Annotated in this window: 13 protein-coding genes and 1 pseudogene; 11 read left to right on the top strand and 3 right to left on the bottom strand. The window is 67.3% G+C overall.

Annotated features, from left to right (window positions below; translation table 11 throughout):
• Positions 1-61: 61 nt before the first annotated feature.
• Complete coding sequence (locus tag BN4252_RS06340) at positions 62-1,213, top strand: Fic family protein (RefSeq protein ID WP_066527761.1); 1,152 nt, start codon at positions 62-64, stop codon at positions 1,211-1,213.
• A gap of 145 nt (positions 1,214-1,358) precedes the next feature.
• Here BN4252_RS06340 and BN4252_RS06335 read toward each other — a convergent pair.
• A pseudogene (locus tag BN4252_RS06335) lies at positions 1,359-2,717 on the bottom strand (FAD-dependent oxidoreductase); the annotation flags it as partial.
• A 284-nt stretch (positions 2,718-3,001) separates the two neighbouring features.
• On the opposite strand from BN4252_RS06335, the gene BN4252_RS06330 reads away from it, so the two are divergent.
• The 8 genes from BN4252_RS06330 (at position 3,002) to BN4252_RS06295 (ending at position 10,131) form a co-directional block, all read left to right on the top strand.
• On the top strand, positions 3,002-4,666 hold the full coding sequence (locus tag BN4252_RS06330; RefSeq protein WP_066527759.1) for a nitrite/sulfite reductase: 1,665 nt from the start codon (positions 3,002-3,004) through the stop codon (positions 4,664-4,666).
• Positions 4,663-4,920 carry a hypothetical protein gene (locus BN4252_RS06325; protein WP_066527756.1) on the top strand — a complete coding sequence of 86 codons (258 nt, stop codon included), beginning with the start codon at positions 4,663-4,665 and terminating at the stop codon, positions 4,918-4,920. Before BN4252_RS06330 ends, BN4252_RS06325 begins: the two co-directional genes overlap by 4 nt.
• Positions 4,917-5,699 (top strand): phosphoadenylyl-sulfate reductase, encoded by a 783-nt coding sequence (locus tag BN4252_RS06320; protein WP_066527753.1) that lies wholly within the window; start codon positions 4,917-4,919, stop codon positions 5,697-5,699. The genes BN4252_RS06325 and BN4252_RS06320 overlap by 4 nt, the downstream gene beginning before the upstream one ends.
• Positions 5,700-5,763: 64 nt before the next feature.
• The gene (gene cysD, locus BN4252_RS06315; RefSeq protein WP_066527750.1) at positions 5,764-6,678 is read left to right on the top strand and encodes a sulfate adenylyltransferase subunit CysD; all 915 of its coding nucleotides are present in this window, start codon (positions 5,764-5,766) and stop codon (positions 6,676-6,678) included.
• Positions 6,678-7,934: a sulfate adenylyltransferase subunit 1 gene (locus BN4252_RS06310; protein WP_066527743.1), complete on the top strand. Its 1,257-nt coding sequence runs from the start codon at positions 6,678-6,680 to the stop codon at positions 7,932-7,934. The genes cysD and BN4252_RS06310 overlap by 1 nt, the downstream gene beginning before the upstream one ends.
• Positions 7,931-8,614: a sirohydrochlorin chelatase gene (locus BN4252_RS06305; protein WP_066527741.1), complete on the top strand. Its 684-nt coding sequence runs from the start codon at positions 7,931-7,933 to the stop codon at positions 8,612-8,614. Before BN4252_RS06310 ends, BN4252_RS06305 begins: the two co-directional genes overlap by 4 nt.
• A 10-nt stretch (positions 8,615-8,624) precedes the next feature.
• Positions 8,625-9,566: a sulfite exporter TauE/SafE family protein gene (locus BN4252_RS06300; RefSeq protein ID WP_078056857.1), complete on the top strand. Its 942-nt coding sequence runs from the start codon at positions 8,625-8,627 to the stop codon at positions 9,564-9,566.
• The gene (locus tag BN4252_RS06295) at positions 9,559-10,131 is read left to right on the top strand and encodes an HhH-GDP family DNA glycosylase (RefSeq protein WP_222859810.1); all 573 of its coding nucleotides are present in this window, start codon (positions 9,559-9,561) and stop codon (positions 10,129-10,131) included. Before BN4252_RS06300 ends, BN4252_RS06295 begins: the two co-directional genes overlap by 8 nt.
• Positions 10,132-10,176: 45 nt before the next feature.
• Here BN4252_RS06295 and BN4252_RS06290 read toward each other — a convergent pair whose 3' ends face one another.
• Positions 10,177-10,701 (bottom strand): type 1 glutamine amidotransferase domain-containing protein, encoded by a 525-nt coding sequence (locus BN4252_RS06290; protein ID WP_066527730.1) that lies wholly within the window; start codon positions 10,699-10,701, stop codon positions 10,177-10,179.
• A gap of 45 nt (positions 10,702-10,746) precedes the next feature.
• A complete protein-coding gene (locus BN4252_RS06285) occupies positions 10,747-12,147 on the bottom strand; it encodes an AI-2E family transporter (RefSeq protein WP_078056856.1) in 1,401 nt (466 codons plus the stop codon).
• Between the two features lie 206 nt (positions 12,148-12,353).
• Here BN4252_RS06285 and BN4252_RS06280 point away from each other — a divergent pair, with 206 nt between their 5' ends.
• Both BN4252_RS06280 and dnaK read left to right on the top strand, forming a co-directional pair.
• Positions 12,354-13,529, top strand: a complete 1,176-nt coding sequence (locus tag BN4252_RS06280) for a hypothetical protein (protein WP_066527726.1) — start codon at positions 12,354-12,356, stop codon at positions 13,527-13,529.
• A 267-nt stretch (positions 13,530-13,796) separates the two neighbouring features.
• Complete coding sequence (gene dnaK, locus BN4252_RS06275; protein WP_066527723.1) at positions 13,797-15,659, top strand: molecular chaperone DnaK; 1,863 nt, start codon at positions 13,797-13,799, stop codon at positions 15,657-15,659.
• Positions 15,660-15,680: the final 21 nt, after the last annotated feature.

Here is a 15,680-nt window from a genome sequence, read left to right as displayed (position 1 = left end):
GCCGGGTCGAAGCTGGCGGCGGGCATAAATCGGCCCAGGTCAGCAGCTAGACCGACCGGACATGTCGATTTTGACGCGAAAAATCGACACGTCGCACGGACGTGTCTATTCTTTCGACATGGACGCTGAAAAGGTGGAGTTTGATCCGGCGAAGCCGCATAACCATTTGCCCCCGCTGCCACCGCAGCAGGTGTTGGAAACTGCGAGGGTGCTCAAGGCTGTCATCGATGCGCGGAGCGAACTTGCTGCGTTGAACACCGCGTGCAGGCTCATTCCAAACCCGGAGATTATCACCTCGACTATTCCACTACGGGAGGCGCAGGCTTCGACGGAGATCGAGAACATCGTCACCACTAACGACGAATTGTTCCGGGCGCAGTGGAGCGTTGACCAAGAACCAACCCCGGCGACGAAAGAGGCCCTGAGGTATCGCGACGCACTTCGGAGAGGTGTCAACCTCATCGATGACCGGCCGGTGTCGGAAAGGGTAGCTGTTGAGCTGTGCTCAATCCTCCAGGGTGGCCAAGCCCATCTGCGTTCAACCCCGGGCACCTATATCGGTGATCCGGTATCCGGCACCCGCGCGTACACACCACCGGAGGGTATCGATACGATCCAACGGCACCTGGCTGCGTGGGAGCGGTTCATCTATTCAAAGCACGGCCTCGATCCGCTCGTGCTAATGGCGGTTACGCATTACCAGTTTGAAGCTATTCACCCGTTCTACGACGGCAACGGCCGCACCGGCCGTATCCTCAACATCTTGCTTCTCTTGCAAGAAGAGGTGCTAACGCTGCCGGTTTTGTACCTGTCCGGGGTCATTGTGGACAACAAAGCCGAGTACTACCACCTCCTTCGCGCGGTGACGGCCGAGGGGGCGTGGGAGGAGTGGATCCTATTTATGGTGGGCGCGGTGGCTGAGTCGGCCCGGCGCACCAGCGCGCTCGTTGATGACCTTCGAACCCTCCAAGACTCGACGACAGCACGTGTGCGCGATGCGGGAGTTACCCCTGCTGCGGAACTGACAGAGCTGCTGTTCGTTCAGCCATATATCCGCATCGCGGATGTGATCACAGCAGGATTAGCCAAGCGACAAACCGCGTCCATGTGGTTATCACAACTCGTTGATGCAGGCATTCTGGAAGAGCTGAAAGTTGGCCGTTCGAAGGTGTTCCTCAACACCGAGGCGCTCACAATTCTCACGCGGCGCTGAGCGAATCCAACCCCCAGGCGCGGACATGCCGATTTTGACGTGAAAAATCGACACGTCGCACGGACGTGTCGATTCGGTGTACGTATCGACCAAGTCCGACGCGAAGGAGACCACCGACATGCTGGTGGCCGACGCCGCCGCCGGCGCGGGAGTGCGAGAGCATGTCCTCCCACTCCACGATTTTCTTGCGTTCGCGCGGGCGTGTGGCGTCGGCGGCGCCGGCGGCGCGCTCCGCCTCGTCGAGCTTGTACCAGCCCTCCCAGGTGGTGTAGTCCACGCCGCGGGAGCGCAGCAGGTCCAAGATGTCGTCCTCGCCGGTGTGGGACGGCGCGGCCAAGGCGCCGGCGGCGGCGTCGGCCACCAGCATGTCGGTGGTCTCCTTCGCGTCGGACTTGGTGTTGCCGATCAACCCGATGGGGCCGCGCTTGATCCAGCCGGTCACGTACAGCTTGTTCTCGATGCCGGCGCCCTCCTCGGCGGAGGCGAGCACGTGGCCGCCGTCGTTGGGGATGACGTGGCGCTCGAGGTCGAAGGGCACGCCCTCCACCGGCTCGGAGCGGTAGCCCACGGCGTGGTAGACCTGCTGCACCGGCCAGTCGGTGAACTTGCCGGTGCCGCGGATCCCGCCCTGGCCGTCGAGCTCCTGGCGCTCGGTGCGCAGGCCCACCACGGCGCCGGCGTCGTCGGTGAGCACCTCCACCGGCTCCTCGAAGAAGTGGATGTGGATCTTGTGGGGCGAGTCGTCCGGCTCGCGCATGGCGTACTGCTCCAGCACCTGGCACACCAGGTCCACGGACTTGTCGGCGCGGCGCACTTCCTCGGACAGCTCGTCGTAGTCGATGTCCTCCGGGTCCACCAGCACCTGGATGGTCTCGGACTCGTCCAGCTCGCGCAGCTCCTTCGGCGTGAACTTGGCCTGGGCGGGGCCGCGGCGGCCGAACATGTGCACCGTCTCGGCCTGGTTGCCGCGCAGGGACTCGTAGACGTTGTCCGGAATCTCGGTGACCAGGAGCTCGTCGCCGGTCTTGGCCAGCACGCGGGAGACGTCCAGCGCCACGTTGCCCACGCCGATCACGGCCACTTCCTTGGCGCTCAAGTCCCAGTTGCGCTCGAAGCGCGGGTTGCCGTCGTAGAAGCCCACGAACTCGCCGGCACCGATGGACTTCTCGCCGCCCGGCACCAGCAGCTCGCGGTCGCGCACGGCGCCGGTGGAGAGGACCACGGCGTCGTAGTAGTCGCGCAGCTCGTCGATGGAGATGTCGCGGCCCACGGTGATGTTGCCCAACAGGCGCAGCTTCGGCTTGTCCAGCACGTTGTGCAGGCTCTTCACAATGCCCTTGATGCGCGGGTGGTCCGGCGCCACGCCGTAGCGGATCAGGCCGAAGGGGGCGGGCATCTGCTCGAACAGGTCCACGTGGATGTCGTGCTCCTGGTTTCGGATCAGCAGGTCCGAGGCGTAAATGCCGGCGGGTCCGGCGCCAACAACGGCGACACGCAAGCTCATAGGTCGCAGGGTCCTTTCACAGCGGTGGTTCGTTCTCGTTGGCCAATATAGCCGATAGACCGGGCTGTCTGTAAACGCCCCGGGATTTTTATCCAGGGGGCATTTTTCGCTTATCGACGCCCCCTTCCTCCCCTCCAACCCATTTCATTCACCGCCAAACCCGCAGGACATGAACCCCGCCCGGCACACGTCCTTGCGGTAGACCGCCCGGTACGGCAAGCTTCCTCCTAGTGTGCGTCGATAAGCGATGCAATAGACCGATCAGTTCAGAGTAAGGAGCGGCCGTGAGCGCACCGGCAGTGAAGCGGACCCGCGCCCGCAAGCCCGAGGGGCAGTGGCGGGTGGACGGCACCGCGCCGCTTAACCACGACGAGGAACTCAAGCAGGAGTCCGAGATCTGGGACGTGAAGCAGCGGGTGATCGATACCTATTCCAAGCAGGGCTTCGACTCTATCGCGCGCGAGGACCTCTACCCGCGCTTCAAGTGGCTGGGCCTGTACACCCAGCGCAAGCAGAACCTCGGCGGCGAGCACACGGGCGAGGACAACTCGGTGCTGGAGGACAAGTACTTCATGATGCGGGTGCGCTTCGACGGCGGCATCTGCTCCACCACCCAGGCCCGCGCCGTTGGCGAAATCTCCCGCGACTACGCCCGCTCCACCGTGGACCTGACGGACCGGCAGAACATCCAGCTGCACTGGGTGCGGGTGGAGGACGTCCCGGCCATCTGGGACAAGCTGGAGCAGCACGGGCTGAACACCTGGGACGCCTGCGGCGACGTGCCGCGCGTGGTGCTGGGCTCGCCGGTGGCCGGCATTGCCAAGGACGAGATCATCGACGCCACCCCGGCCATCCGCCGCATCCAGGAGATCTTCACCGACGAGGAGTTCCAGAACCTGCCGCGCAAGTTCAAGTCCGCCATCTCCGGCAACGCGCGCCAGGACGTGGTGCACGAGATTAATGACCTCGCCTTCATCGGCGTTGAGCACCCCGAGCTCGGCCCCGGGTTCGAGTGCTACGTGGGCGGGGGCCTGTCCACCAACCCCATGCTGGCGCAGTCCCTCGGCGCCTTTGTCACCCTCGAGCAGGTGCCCGAGGTGTGGGCGAACGTGGTGCGCATCTTCCGCGACTACGGCTACCGACGCCTGCGCAACCGCGCCCGGCTGAAGTTCCTCGTGGCCGAGTGGGGGATTGAGGAGTTCCGCCGCGTGCTCGAGGAGGAGTACTTGGGCTATGCGCTTGCCGACGGCCCCCACGCCCCCAACAACCTCGTGGACCGCGACCACATCGGCGTGCACGAGCAGAAGGACGGCAACGTCTACATCGGCGTCAAACCCACCCTGGGCCACATGTCCGGCGAGCAGCTCATCGAGGTCGCGGATTTGGCGGAGCGCTACGGCGTGGACCAGCTGCGCTTCACCCCGTTCAAGGAGCTGCTCCTGCTGGGCGTGAGCCCGGCGGACGTGGACGCGTTGAAGTTGGACCTGGAGCGCATGGGCCTGTCCAGCGAGCCCAGCGAGTTCCGCCGCGGCCTGATCTCCTGCACCGGCCTGGAGTACTGCAAGCTGGCGCACGTAACCACCAAGTCCCGCGCCATCGAGCTGGCGGATGAGCTGGAAGAGCGCTTCGGGGACCTGGATTCCCCGATCTCCATCTCGCTGAACGGCTGCCCCAACGCGTGCGCGCGCCACCACGTCTCCGACATCGGGCTGAAAGGTCAGATGGTGGCCGGGCCGGACGGGGAGAAGGTGGAGGGCTTCCAGGTGCACCTCGGCGGCACCATCGGCGAGGGCGCCAACTTCGGCCGCAAGCTGCGCGGGCACAAGGTGCTGTCCTCCGAGCTCAGCGAGTACGTCACGCGCGTGGTACAAAACTACGTTGACCAGCGCGAGAATGGTGAGACGTTCCGCGCCTGGGTGCAACGAGCCGACGAGGAGGATCTGCGATGAGCTTTCGCCGCGAACCAAACCCGAACCGCAACCACCCCACCTTCTGCCCGTACTGCGGCGGCGAGGAGCTGTTGCCGAACGAGGAGACGGACTTTGCCTGGAAGTGCGGCGAGTGCCTGCGCGTGTACGAGGTGAAGTTCCACGGCCAGGACGACCCGGCCGCGCCGCACGCCGCCGCGCCGTCCACGGAGGAGGCGCTGCAGGCCTCCCTGGCCCGCCGCGCGCCGGAGCTGGTGAAGGGGGCCGCGCGATGATCAACCTGCTGGATGCCGCGGGCGGCCGCAACTACCGGGACCCCGAGATCAGCCCGGACGGCCCGAAGGAGACTGAGGCGTTGGAAGGGGGCGTCGAGAAGCAGAATGCGCTCCTGGTGGAACAGTGGGCCGACAAGCTCTACAACGCGCCCGCCGAGACGATCCTCGAGTGGGCCCACGAGCACGCCCCGGGGCCGCTGGTGGTGACGCTGTCGATGGAGAACACCGTGCTGGCCGAGCTGGCCGAGCGCCACCTGCCCGGCGCGGACTTCCTGTTCCTGGACACCCAGTACCACTTCCCTGAGACCCTCGAGGTGGCCGACGAGGTGGAGCGCCGCTACCCCTCCCACCGCCTCGTTCGAGCGAAGGCGCAGCTCAGCCGCGCCGAGCAGGACCAGGTCTACGGGCCGAACCTGTACCTGCGCGCGCCCGGCGCCTGCTGCCGGATGCGCAAGGTGGAGCCCCTGGCCGTGCACATGAGCCCGTACGCCGGCTGGATCACCGGGCTGCGCCGCGCCGACGGTCCCACCCGCGCCGAGGCCCCCGCGCTGAGCCTGGACGCCACCGGCCGGCTGAAGATCTCCCCGGTGGTCACCTGGACCCTGGAGGAGACGGAGGCGTTCGAGCGGGACAACAACCTGATCATCCACCCGCTCACCCGCCAGGGCTACCCCTCCATCGGCTGCGCCACCTGCACCATGCCCGTGGCAGAGGGCGAGGACCCCCGCGCCGGGCGCTGGGCGTTCTCCGCCAAGACCGAGTGCGGGCTGCACCAGTAAGCCCGCACAGGAACCCGCTACACCCCTAACTCTTTTCAAAGCTCTTTTCAAAGGACGTACTACTGTGACTGCGCCAGCCACACCCACGCTCTCGCCGCACCTGCGGGATCTGGAGAACGAGTCGATCCACATCCTGCGCGAGGTTGCGGGGCAGTTCGACAAAATCGGCCTGCTCTTCTCCAGCGGCAAGGACTCCTGCGTGGTGTTCGAGCTCGCCCGCCGCGCCTTCGCCCCGGCCGCGATGCCCATCGAGCTTCTGCACGTGGACACCGGCCACAACTTCCCCGAAGTGATCGAGTTCCGCGACCGCCTGGTTGAGCAGACGGGCGCGCGCCTGCGGGTTGCGCACGTGCAGGACTGGATCGACCGCGGCGACCTGGTCGAGCGCCCCGACGGCACCCGCAACCCCCTGCAGACGGTGCCGCTGGTGGAGACCATCGCCGAGGTGGGCTACGACGCCGTGCTCGGCGGCGCCCGCCGCGACGAGGAGCGCGCCCGCGCCAAGGAGCGCGTCTTCTCCGTGCGCGACTCCTTCGGCGGCTGGGACCCCCGCCGCCAGCGCCCGGAGCTGTGGGACCTCTACAACGGCGGCAAGCTGCCGGGCGAGAACATCCGCGTGTTCCCCATCTCCAACTGGACCGAGTCGGACGTGTGGGAGTACATCGGCGCCCGCGGCATCGAGTTGCCGTCCATCTACTTCGTGCACGAGCGCGAGGTGTTCAACCGCGGCGGCATGTGGCTGACCGCCGGCGAGTGGGGCGGCCCGCGCGAGGGCGAGGAGATCCAGACGCGCCGGGTGCGCTACCGCACGGTGGGGGATATGTCCTGCACCGGCGCGGTGGACTCGGACGCCACCACCATCGACGAGGTGCTCGCGGAGATCGCCACCTCCACCCTGACCGAGCGCGGCGCCACCCGCGCGGATGACCGTTTGAGCGAGTCCGCCATGGAGGACCGCAAGAAGGAGGGCTACTTCTGATGTTTGATGATCGCGCAACGCTGCGCCTGTGCACCGCCGGCAGCGTCGACGACGGCAAGTCCACCTTCGTGGGCCGCCTGTTGCACGACACGAAGTCCGTCCTCGCGGACCAGCTCGCCTCCGTGGAGCGCACCTCCGCCGACCGCGGGTTCGAGGGCCTCGATTTGAGCTTGCTTGTCGACGGCCTCCGGGCCGAGCGCGAGCAAGGCATCACCATCGACGTGGCCTACCGCTACTTCGCCACCGACAAGCGCACCTTCATCCTCGCGGACACGCCGGGTCACGTGCAGTACACCCGCAACACCGTCACCGGCATGTCCACCTCCCAGGTGGTGGTGCTGCTGGTGGACGCCCGCAACGGCGTGGTTGAACAGACCGTGCGCCACCTCACCGTGGCCCACCTGCTGGGCGTGAAGACGGTGATCCTGGGCGTGAACAAGATCGACCTGGTGGACTACTCCCAGGACGTCTTCAATTCCATCCGCGACGCCTTTGAGGCGAAGGCGCGCGAGCTGGGCATCGACGAGCCGATCGCCGTGCCGATCTCGGCGCTGAAGGGCGACAACGTAGTCGAGCGCAGCGCGCAGACCCCGTGGTACGAGGGCCCGACCGTACTCGAGCTGCTGGAGACCATTCCGGTCAACCACGGCCGCGCCCTGGACCTGGATTTCCGCTTCCCCATCCAGTACGTCCTGCGCGAGCACGCAGCCGATTACCGCGCCTACGCGGGGCGCGTCACCGCCGGCAGCATCCGCGTGGGCGACGAGCTCACCGCACCCGGCGGGCGCACCACCACGGTGGCGGGCATCGACACCGCGGACGGCGAGGTGGATCAGGCGAGCGCCGGCGATTCGGTGGCGCTGCGCCTGGCGCACGACATCGACCTGGCCCGCGGCGACCTCCTCGCCGCCGGCGAGCGCCCGGAGGACGTGCGAGAGTTCGCCGCCACCGTGGTGGGCCTGACGGACAAGGAGCTCACCCCGGGCAAGGCCGTGAAGCTGCGCTACGGCACCTCGCTGGTGCGCGCCCGGGTGGCCAGCGTGGACCGCGTGCTGGACATCGATTCCCCGGAGGGCGACACGCTCGACCCCGCCGGCGTGGGCCTCAACGACATCGCCCACGTGACCATCCAGACGGCCGAGGAGCTGCCGGTGGAGGAGTACGCGGCGCGCGGTGCCGTGGGCAGCTTCCTGCTGATCGACCAGGCCAGCGGCAACACCCTCGCCGCAGGCTTTGTGGGGACGCGGTTGCGGTGACCGCGCTGATCACGCTGTCGCACGGGTCGCGGCACCCGGCGGCCCGTGCGGGCGCCCAGGCGCTCACCCGGGCGGCGGCGGCAACGCTCGGGGTGGCGGGGTTGGGCGCCCACCTCGAGTTCACCGAGCCCACCCTCGAGGAGGCGGCGCGCGAGGTGGCCGGGCCCGCCGTGGTGGTTCCGCTGCTGTTCACCGAGGCGTTCCACGCAACCCACGACGTGCCCGCGCACCTGCGCGCCGCCTCCCGCTTCGCCCCGCTCACCCTCGCCCGCGGGGTGGGGATGGGCGCGGACCTCGCGGCGGTGCTCGCGGAGCGCGTGCTTGCCGACGCCCCCGCCGCAGCCCACGCCGTCCTCTACCCGGTGGGCACCTCCGACGCCGCGCAGGCGAGGGGGTATGAGGCGCTGGCGGGGGGCGTCGAAAAGCGATGCTCGAGACCGGTGAGCGTCGTGGCCGCAACCCGCGGCGGCGAGCAGGCACTGGTCAACCTCGCGCGCGTGCGCGGGGACCTGCACATCCTGCCGCTCTTCGTCACCGAAGGGCTGCTCTTGGACAAGGCGCGGGAGGCCATCCCGCGTATCGAGGCGGAAACCGGGGCGCGCGTGACGTGCTCCGGGCCGCTGACCACAGATCTGGCCGGCATTGTCGCCGACCGCTACCGAACCACACTGGAGGTGTGACATGCGCAACCTGACAACGCTGCTGATTATTGCGGTGGCTGGCCTGGCGGCTCAACTTGTGGACGGAGGGTTGGGCATGGGCTTCGGCGTCACCTCCACCACCATGCTGATCGCGCTGGCGGGGCTGACCCCGGCCGCCGCATCCGCCGTGGTGCACACGGCCGAGCTGGGCACCACCCTGGTGTCCGGTATCTCCCACACCCGCTTCGGCAACGTGGACTGGAAGACGGTGGCCGCCATCGGCATCCCGGGCGCCATCGGCTCGTTCGCCGGTGCGACCGTGCTCTCAAAACTGTCCATGGCGTCCGCGAAGCCCCTGATGTCCCTGATCCTGGCGCTGATCGGCCTGAACCTGATGCTGCGTTTCGCGCGCGGGCTGACCAAGCGCAAGGCGGGGGATACGCCCCACTCCAAGGCCTTCCTGGGCGGCCTGGGCCTCTTCGGCGGCTTTGTCGACGCGGCCGGCGGCGGCGGGTGGGGCCCCGTGACCACCTCCACGCTCATGGCCGCGGGGCGCAGCGAACCGCGGCGCATCGTGGGCACCGTGAACACCGCCGAGTTCCTGGTCACCGCCGCCGCCACCGCCGGCTTCGCCATCGGCATGTGGGAGGACCTCACCGCCAACCTCGCGGCCGTGCTGGCGCTGCTGGCCGGCGGCATGATCGCCGCGCCCCTGGCCGCCTGGCTGGTCACCCGCATGAACCCGATCCTGCTCGGCGGCTTCGTCGGCTCACTCATCCTGGCGTTGAACCTGCCGGTGGTGCTGGCGGCCGTGGGCCTTGACCAGAACCTCTGGGTGGTGCGTGTGCTGGTGCTGGCCATCGGCGCCATCCTGTCCTGGCGCGGCGCGGTCACGGCGCGGGCGAACTCCCGCGCGGCCTCCGAGAAGGAGGGTTCCGAGCGCGTGACCATCGTGGATGCCTCCGAGCCGGCAGTGGCGGCCCGTGCGTAAGACCTTCGCGGAGGAGGCGGGCATCGAGCTCGCGGACGCCCCCGGCCCGCTCTTCCAGCTGCTTGTCCTGTGCATGCTGCAGGCGAAGCCGATCCGCGCCGAGGTGGCCGTCGAGGCCGCGCGCGGGCTCTTCGCCGCGGGCCTCACCTCCCCCGAGGCCCTCCGCGACGCGCCCCGCGCCGAGCTCATCCGCATCTTCGGCCGGACCGGCTACAAGCGCTACGACGAGTCCACCGCCACGCGTCTCAAAGCCATGAGCGCATTGCTTATCGACGCCCACAGCGCCGACCTCCGCACCCTCCGCGACGCCGCCCCGGCATCGCTCGAGGTCTTCGACGGCGTCGGCCCCGCCTGCGCCACCATGTTCGCCCGCGAGGCGCAGGGGGTGTGGCCGGAACTGGCGCCCGTCTTCGACAACAAGGCCCTGGCCGGTGCTGAGGCGCTGGGCTTGCCCGCGGACCCGGAGGCCCTGGCCGCGCTGGTGGAGCGCGGTGAGACGGGGGAGCAGGGCGAGGACCTCCCACACTTCGCGGCCCGCCTTGTGCGCGCGGCGCTGCGCAAATGAAAATGCCTGCTAGCGGGCTGCTAGCAGGCATTGCTGTCAGGGGAGTTACTTGGAGAACTCCTCCACCAGCGCCTTGTTGAACGCCGGCAGGTCGTCCGGGGTACGGGAGGAGATGAAGCCGTCGGCCACCACAACCTCCTCATCAACCCAGTTCGCACCGGCGTTGACCAGGTCGGTCTTCACGTTCTTCACGGAGGTGAGCTTCACACCCTCGAGCAGGTCGGCCTCGGTGAGGATCCAGCCGCCGTGGCAGATCACGCCGATCGGCTTACCCGCCTCGCGGAAGGCCTTTACCAGCGCAACGGCATCCTCGTCGGTGCGGATGGTGTCGGCGTTGACGGTGCCGCCGGGGAGGATAAGCGCGTCGTAATCGGAGGCGTTCGCGTCGGCGGTGGTGCCGTCGACAGCGACCTTGGTGCCCTTCTTGCCCTCGATCTCGCCGCTCTCGGTGGAGAGCACGTGGGTGGTGGCGCCGGCGGCCTCCACGGCCTCCTTCGGGGAGGTGAGCTCGGAGTCCTCGAAACCGTTGGTGGAGATGATTGCGATCTTCTTGTTGTTCAAATCAGCCATGCCACCACCGTACGTAAAAATCGCGGAGCGCGTTTTGCGCGCCCGCTACACGTCGTCGTTCTCCAGCTGGCGCTGGCGGTCCTTGTCGCTGCTTTCCGACGGATCGATGGCGCGCGTCTCGCCCGGTGCCTCCTCGTCGTAGCGCTTGGTCGGGGTGTCCTTGGCCAGCGGGACGCGGGTGGAGCCCAGCGAATCCTTCACCGGGGCGTCGATGGAGACCTTTTCGCGCTTGGCCATCTTGGCCATGTGGCGGCGCACGGCCATGAAGGCCTCCTTGGAGTCCATGGTCTGGCTCTGCTGGGTGGCTATCTGGATGTCGTCGGCGGTGATCTCGCCCGCCCGCAGGGAGACCATCTCCGCCCAGTAGCGCAGCCACACGGCGATGACGGCCGCCACCGGCACGGCGAGGAACGCGCCCACGATGCCGAAGAGGGTGCCGCCGAGGGCCACGGCCAAAAGCACGATGGCGGCGTGCAGGCCCATGGCGCGGGACTGCAGGATGGGCTGGAGCACGTTGCCCTCGATCTGCTGCACGGCGATGATCAGCAGCAGCACGAAGATGGCGTTCCAGAATCCGTTGGACACCAGGGCCACAATCACGGCCAGGGCGCCGGCGGTGAAGGCACCCACAATGGGGATGAAGCCGCCGAAGAAGGTGAGCACGGCGAGCACCGGCCACAGCGGCACCTTGAGGAAGATCAGGCCGATGCCGATGAAGATGCCGTCCACCGCGGACACGATCGCCTGCGTGCGGATGAAGCCGGACAGCGTGTTCCAGGAGCGCATGAGCACCTCGGTGAGGTGCCAGCCTGCGCGCACGCCGGTGTACTTGCGCAGCCACGGCAGGAAGCGGTCCCCGTCCTTGAGGAAGAAGAAGGTGAGGATCAAGGTCAGCGCCAGCGTGGTGCCCAGCGAGGCGATCACGCCGATGCCGGAGAACACGCCGGAGGCGATGTTGGAGGCCTGGCCCTTGGCAAAGGAGGTGATCTGGTCGATGCCCTGCTGGATGCGGTCCGGGTCAATGATCTCCGAGTCCACGCGCTGGTCCAGCCAGTCCAGGATCTGGTTCACGCCCTGCTCGGCCTGGTCCCACAGCTGCACGCTCTGGGTGCGCACCAGCGGCGCCATGGCGGAGAAGATGCCGATGATGATGCCGAAGAAGCCGACGATCACCAGGAGCACGGCCAGCGCGGCGGGCACCTTGTGGCGGCGCAGCCAGCGCACCGGCGGCCACAGCACGGTGCACACGATGAGGGCGAGCAGGATCGGCAGGAGGCCGAACCAGACGTACTTGAGCAGGTAGAGCAGCACCGCGGAGGCGGCGACCACGATGATGAAGCGAAGCGCCCAGGCGGCGGCGGTGCGGCCGTCGGCGGCGATGACGTCGCCGCGGTCGATGGGCTCGCCGGAGAGCTCCTGCGCGGCGTCGGCGGGAGTGGGCATCATTTGGATGGCGTCGACGGTGGTGTCGAGCGCGCCCACGTAATCCGTGTTCTTGTCGTTTGTCACCCGCGCTATCTTGCCAGATAACACCAAATATTCCGGTCACGGACCCATCTCGGGATGATCGCAGTTGGATCCCGGTCACCGTGTGGGGGAGGGGTGTTACTTTGTATGCGTCGATTAGCAATGCCCTGAGAAAGGTCTTCCAAATGCCTGTTTCCCGCCCCAAGATCGCGGTGGCAACGCTCGCCACCATGGCAACCGTCTCCGGCGCCGTTGTGGCCGCGCCATCCGCCGGCGCCTGGACCACCAGCTACAACGCCGAATCGGGCACCTGCACCATCTCCTTCAGCGAGGGTGAGCAGCAGAAGCTGAACACCGCCTGGAAGACACTGTTCGAGGCGATGGCCGAGAACACCAAGAACGAGACGCTGAAGGACGGCTTCGCCAGCGCCGCCGAGAACCCGGTGCTGGACGCGGCGACCGTGACCGTGACCCCGGAGGAGGCGCAGGCCAACGGCGGCCTCTACGGCATCGACGTGTACAAGCTGGTGCTGCCGTACGGCGCTGCGAAGGCGATCGAGAACATCGGCGTCGAGGACGTTGTTGACAACATCGACTGGGACGCGGCGCTGCAGAACGTCCAGTTCGGAAACATCGTCGAGGCCGTGGATTGGGCGCAGGCGATCGGTGACCCCGCTGATGTGGACGTGCAGGCCGCGCTGAAGTCGCTGCCGATCAACGAGGTGATCAAGAACCTCGATACCGCCGAGGCGTTGAAGGGGTTCTCCCCGTTGGCGCTGTTGCGCCAGGGTACCCAGGCGTACCTCGCCAACTTCCTCAAGCAGAAGGACATTGAGAAGCTCCTCGGCGACGCGCTGGCCAAGACCGACATCGACGCCCAGAAGACCATCGCCGACGCCATCAACGCCTCCGGCATCGACCCCGAGACGGTGGCCAAGAACATCCTGAAGCAGGACGCCGTGCAGGCCGCCACGAAGGCGGAGCTGAAGAAGGTGCCGGTCAAGGACGTGCTGGCGGACGCGCTGACCAAGGCCGGCAAGAAGCCGAGCATCGACCTCGTGCTGGGCTACAGCCCGTCCGAGGTGCTCGCCGCCGCGAAGGCCGCATTCAAGGAGGTCGGCCCGGCCGTGACCGCCCCGATCCTCACCGCCCGCCCGGCCTTCACCAACTGCGCCGCGCCGCAGGACGGCCAGGCCTTCACCCCGGCATCCGGCTCGGTGGTGTCCGGCTCCTCCAACCTGGACCTGAAGGGCCTCGTCATCGTCTCGGTGCTCGGCCTCGTTGCCACGCTGCTCGCTAGCGGCGCCGTGGGCTTCGCCCTGCGCCCTGCCTACGACCAGTTCATCGCGCAGTTGCACTAGTTTCGGGCATTGCTTGCCGACGCCCCCTTGGCCGCCACCCGGCGCCAACGGGGGCGTTTTTCCTGCTCACGGGCCCTCCGCGCGATGGTGAAAAAGGAGCGAAAAAGAAAGTTGAGCGAACCGGGAACAAGTTTGCTGACGGTTCGTTGTACTCATTGAGTGCGCCAGGCTCATGGCGGCGCGAGGGTTGCTATAGTGGCCACCGTGAAGTTGAGCCGGAGCGCTTCAACTTGAAACGAACACTCTTTACAGGAGGAACAAACTTTTATGGCACGCGCAGTAGGTATTGACCTCGGCACCACCAACTCGGTCGTCTCCGTCCTCGAGGGCGGTGAGCCGGTAGTTATCGCCAACTCTGAGGGCTCCCGCACCACCCCTTCCGTCGTCGCGTTTGCGAAGAACGGCGAGGTGCTGGTCGGCCAGTCCGCGAAGAACCAGGCGGTGACCAACGTTGACCGCACGATCCGCTCCGTCAAGCGCCACATGGGCGAGGACTGGACCGTGGACATCGACGATAAGAAGTACACCCCGCAGGAGATTTCGGCCCGCACGCTGCAGAAGCTGAAGCGCGACGCGGAGGCCTACTTGGGCGAGGAGGTCACCGACGCGGTGATCACCGTCCCGGCGTACTTCGAGGACGCACAGCGCCAGGCCACCAAGGAGGCCGGCCAGATCGCGGGCCTGAACGTCCTGCGCATCGTCAACGAGCCGACCGCGGCTGCTCTGGCCTACGGCCTGGAGAAGGCCGAGAGCGAGCAGACCATCTTGGTCTTCGACCTCGGCGGCGGCACCTTCGACGTCTCCCTGCTGGAGATCGGTGACGGCGTGGTTGAGGTGCTCGCCACCGCCGGCGACAACGAGCTGGGCGGCGACGACTGGGACAACCGCGTTGTTGAGTGGCTGGTGGACAAGTTCAAGTCCGCCAACGGCGTAGACCTGTCCAAGGACAAGATGGCTATGCAGCGCCTGCGCGAGGCGGCCGAGAAGGCCAAGATCGAGCTGTCCTCCCAGCAGCAGGCCTCCATCAACCTGCCGTACATCACGGTGGACGCGGACAAGAACCCGCTGTTCCTGGACGAGACCCTCACCCGCACCGAGTTTCAGAAGATCACCTCCGATCTGCTGGACCGCACCAAGGCCCCGTTCAACCAGGTGATCAAGGACGCCGGCCTGTCCGTGTCCGACATTGACCACGTGGTGCTCGTGGGCGGCTCCACCCGTATGCCGGCCGTGACCGACCTGGTCAAGGAGCTCACCGGCAAGGAGCCGAACAAGTCCGTGAACCCGGACGAGGTTGTGGCGCTCGGTGCCGCACTCCAGGCCGGCGTGCTGCGCGGCGACGTGAAGGACGTGCTGCTGCTCGACGTCACCCCGCTCTCCCTCGGCATCGAGACCAAGGGCGGCGTGATGACCAAGCTGATCGAGCGCAACACCACCATCCCGACGAAGCGTTCGGAGACCTTCACCACCGCCGAGGACAACCAGCCGTCGGTGCAGATCCAGGTCTTCCAGGGCGAGCGCGAGATGGCGTCCGCCAACAAGCTGCTCGGCTCCTTCGAGCTGGCCGGCATCGCCCCGGCGCCGCGCGGCGTGCCGCAGATCGAGGTCACCTTCGACATCGACGCAAACGGCATCGTCTCCGTGTCCGCCAAGGACAAGGCGACCGGCAAGGAGAACACGATCAAGATCCAGGACGGCTCCGGCCTCTCCCAGGACGAGATCGACCGCATGATCAAGGACGCGGAGCAGCACGCGGACGAGGACCGGAAGCGCCGCGAGGAGCAGGAGACCCGCAACAACGCGGAGACCGCCGCTTACCAGACGCGCAAGTTCATGGACGAGAACTCCGACAAGCTGCCGGAGGATCTGAAGACCCGCGTCACCGAGGCCGCGGACGCCGTGGACGAGGCGCTGAAGGGTGACGACCTGGACGCTGTCAAGGCCGCCGTGGAGAAGCTCAACACCGAGTCCCAGGAGCTGGGCAAGACCCTCTACGAGGCTGAGGCCAACGCCGGCGCTACCCAGGCCGACGGCGCCGCAGCCGCCGACGACAACGTTGTGGACGCCGAGGTTGTCGAGGACGAGGACACCGCGGCCGGCACCGACGCGACCGACGCCGACAACAAGTAACCGACAACACGTAACCAGGAC

This window comes from Corynebacterium bouchesdurhonense, assembly GCF_900078305.2.
In the GTDB taxonomy this organism is placed as follows: domain Bacteria; phylum Actinomycetota; class Actinomycetes; order Mycobacteriales; family Mycobacteriaceae; genus Corynebacterium; species Corynebacterium bouchesdurhonense.
The sequence above is the reverse complement of the archived record's forward strand: the minus strand, read 5'-3'. Positions and strand labels throughout refer to the sequence as shown.

Coding starts and splice junctions, on each gene's coding strand:
- BN4252_RS06340 (WP_066527761.1), top strand. CDS start 62: ATGTCGATTTTGACGCGAAAAATCGACACGTCGCACGGACGTGTCTAT.
- BN4252_RS06325 (WP_066527756.1), top strand. CDS start 4,663: ATGAGCTTTCGCCGCGAACCAAACCCGAACCGCAACCACCCCACCTTC.
- BN4252_RS06320 (WP_066527753.1), top strand. CDS start 4,917: ATGATCAACCTGCTGGATGCCGCGGGCGGCCGCAACTACCGGGACCCC.
- BN4252_RS06310 (WP_066527743.1), top strand. CDS start 6,678: ATGTTTGATGATCGCGCAACGCTGCGCCTGTGCACCGCCGGCAGCGTC.
- BN4252_RS06290 (WP_066527730.1), bottom strand. CDS start 10,701: ATGGCTGATTTGAACAACAAGAAGATCGCAATCATCTCCACCAACGGT.
- BN4252_RS06285 (WP_078056856.1), bottom strand. CDS start 12,147: ATGATGCCCACTCCCGCCGACGCCGCGCAGGAGCTCTCCGGCGAGCCC.
- BN4252_RS06280 (WP_066527726.1), top strand. CDS start 12,354: ATGCCTGTTTCCCGCCCCAAGATCGCGGTGGCAACGCTCGCCACCATG.
- dnaK (WP_066527723.1), top strand. CDS start 13,797: ATGGCACGCGCAGTAGGTATTGACCTCGGCACCACCAACTCGGTCGTC.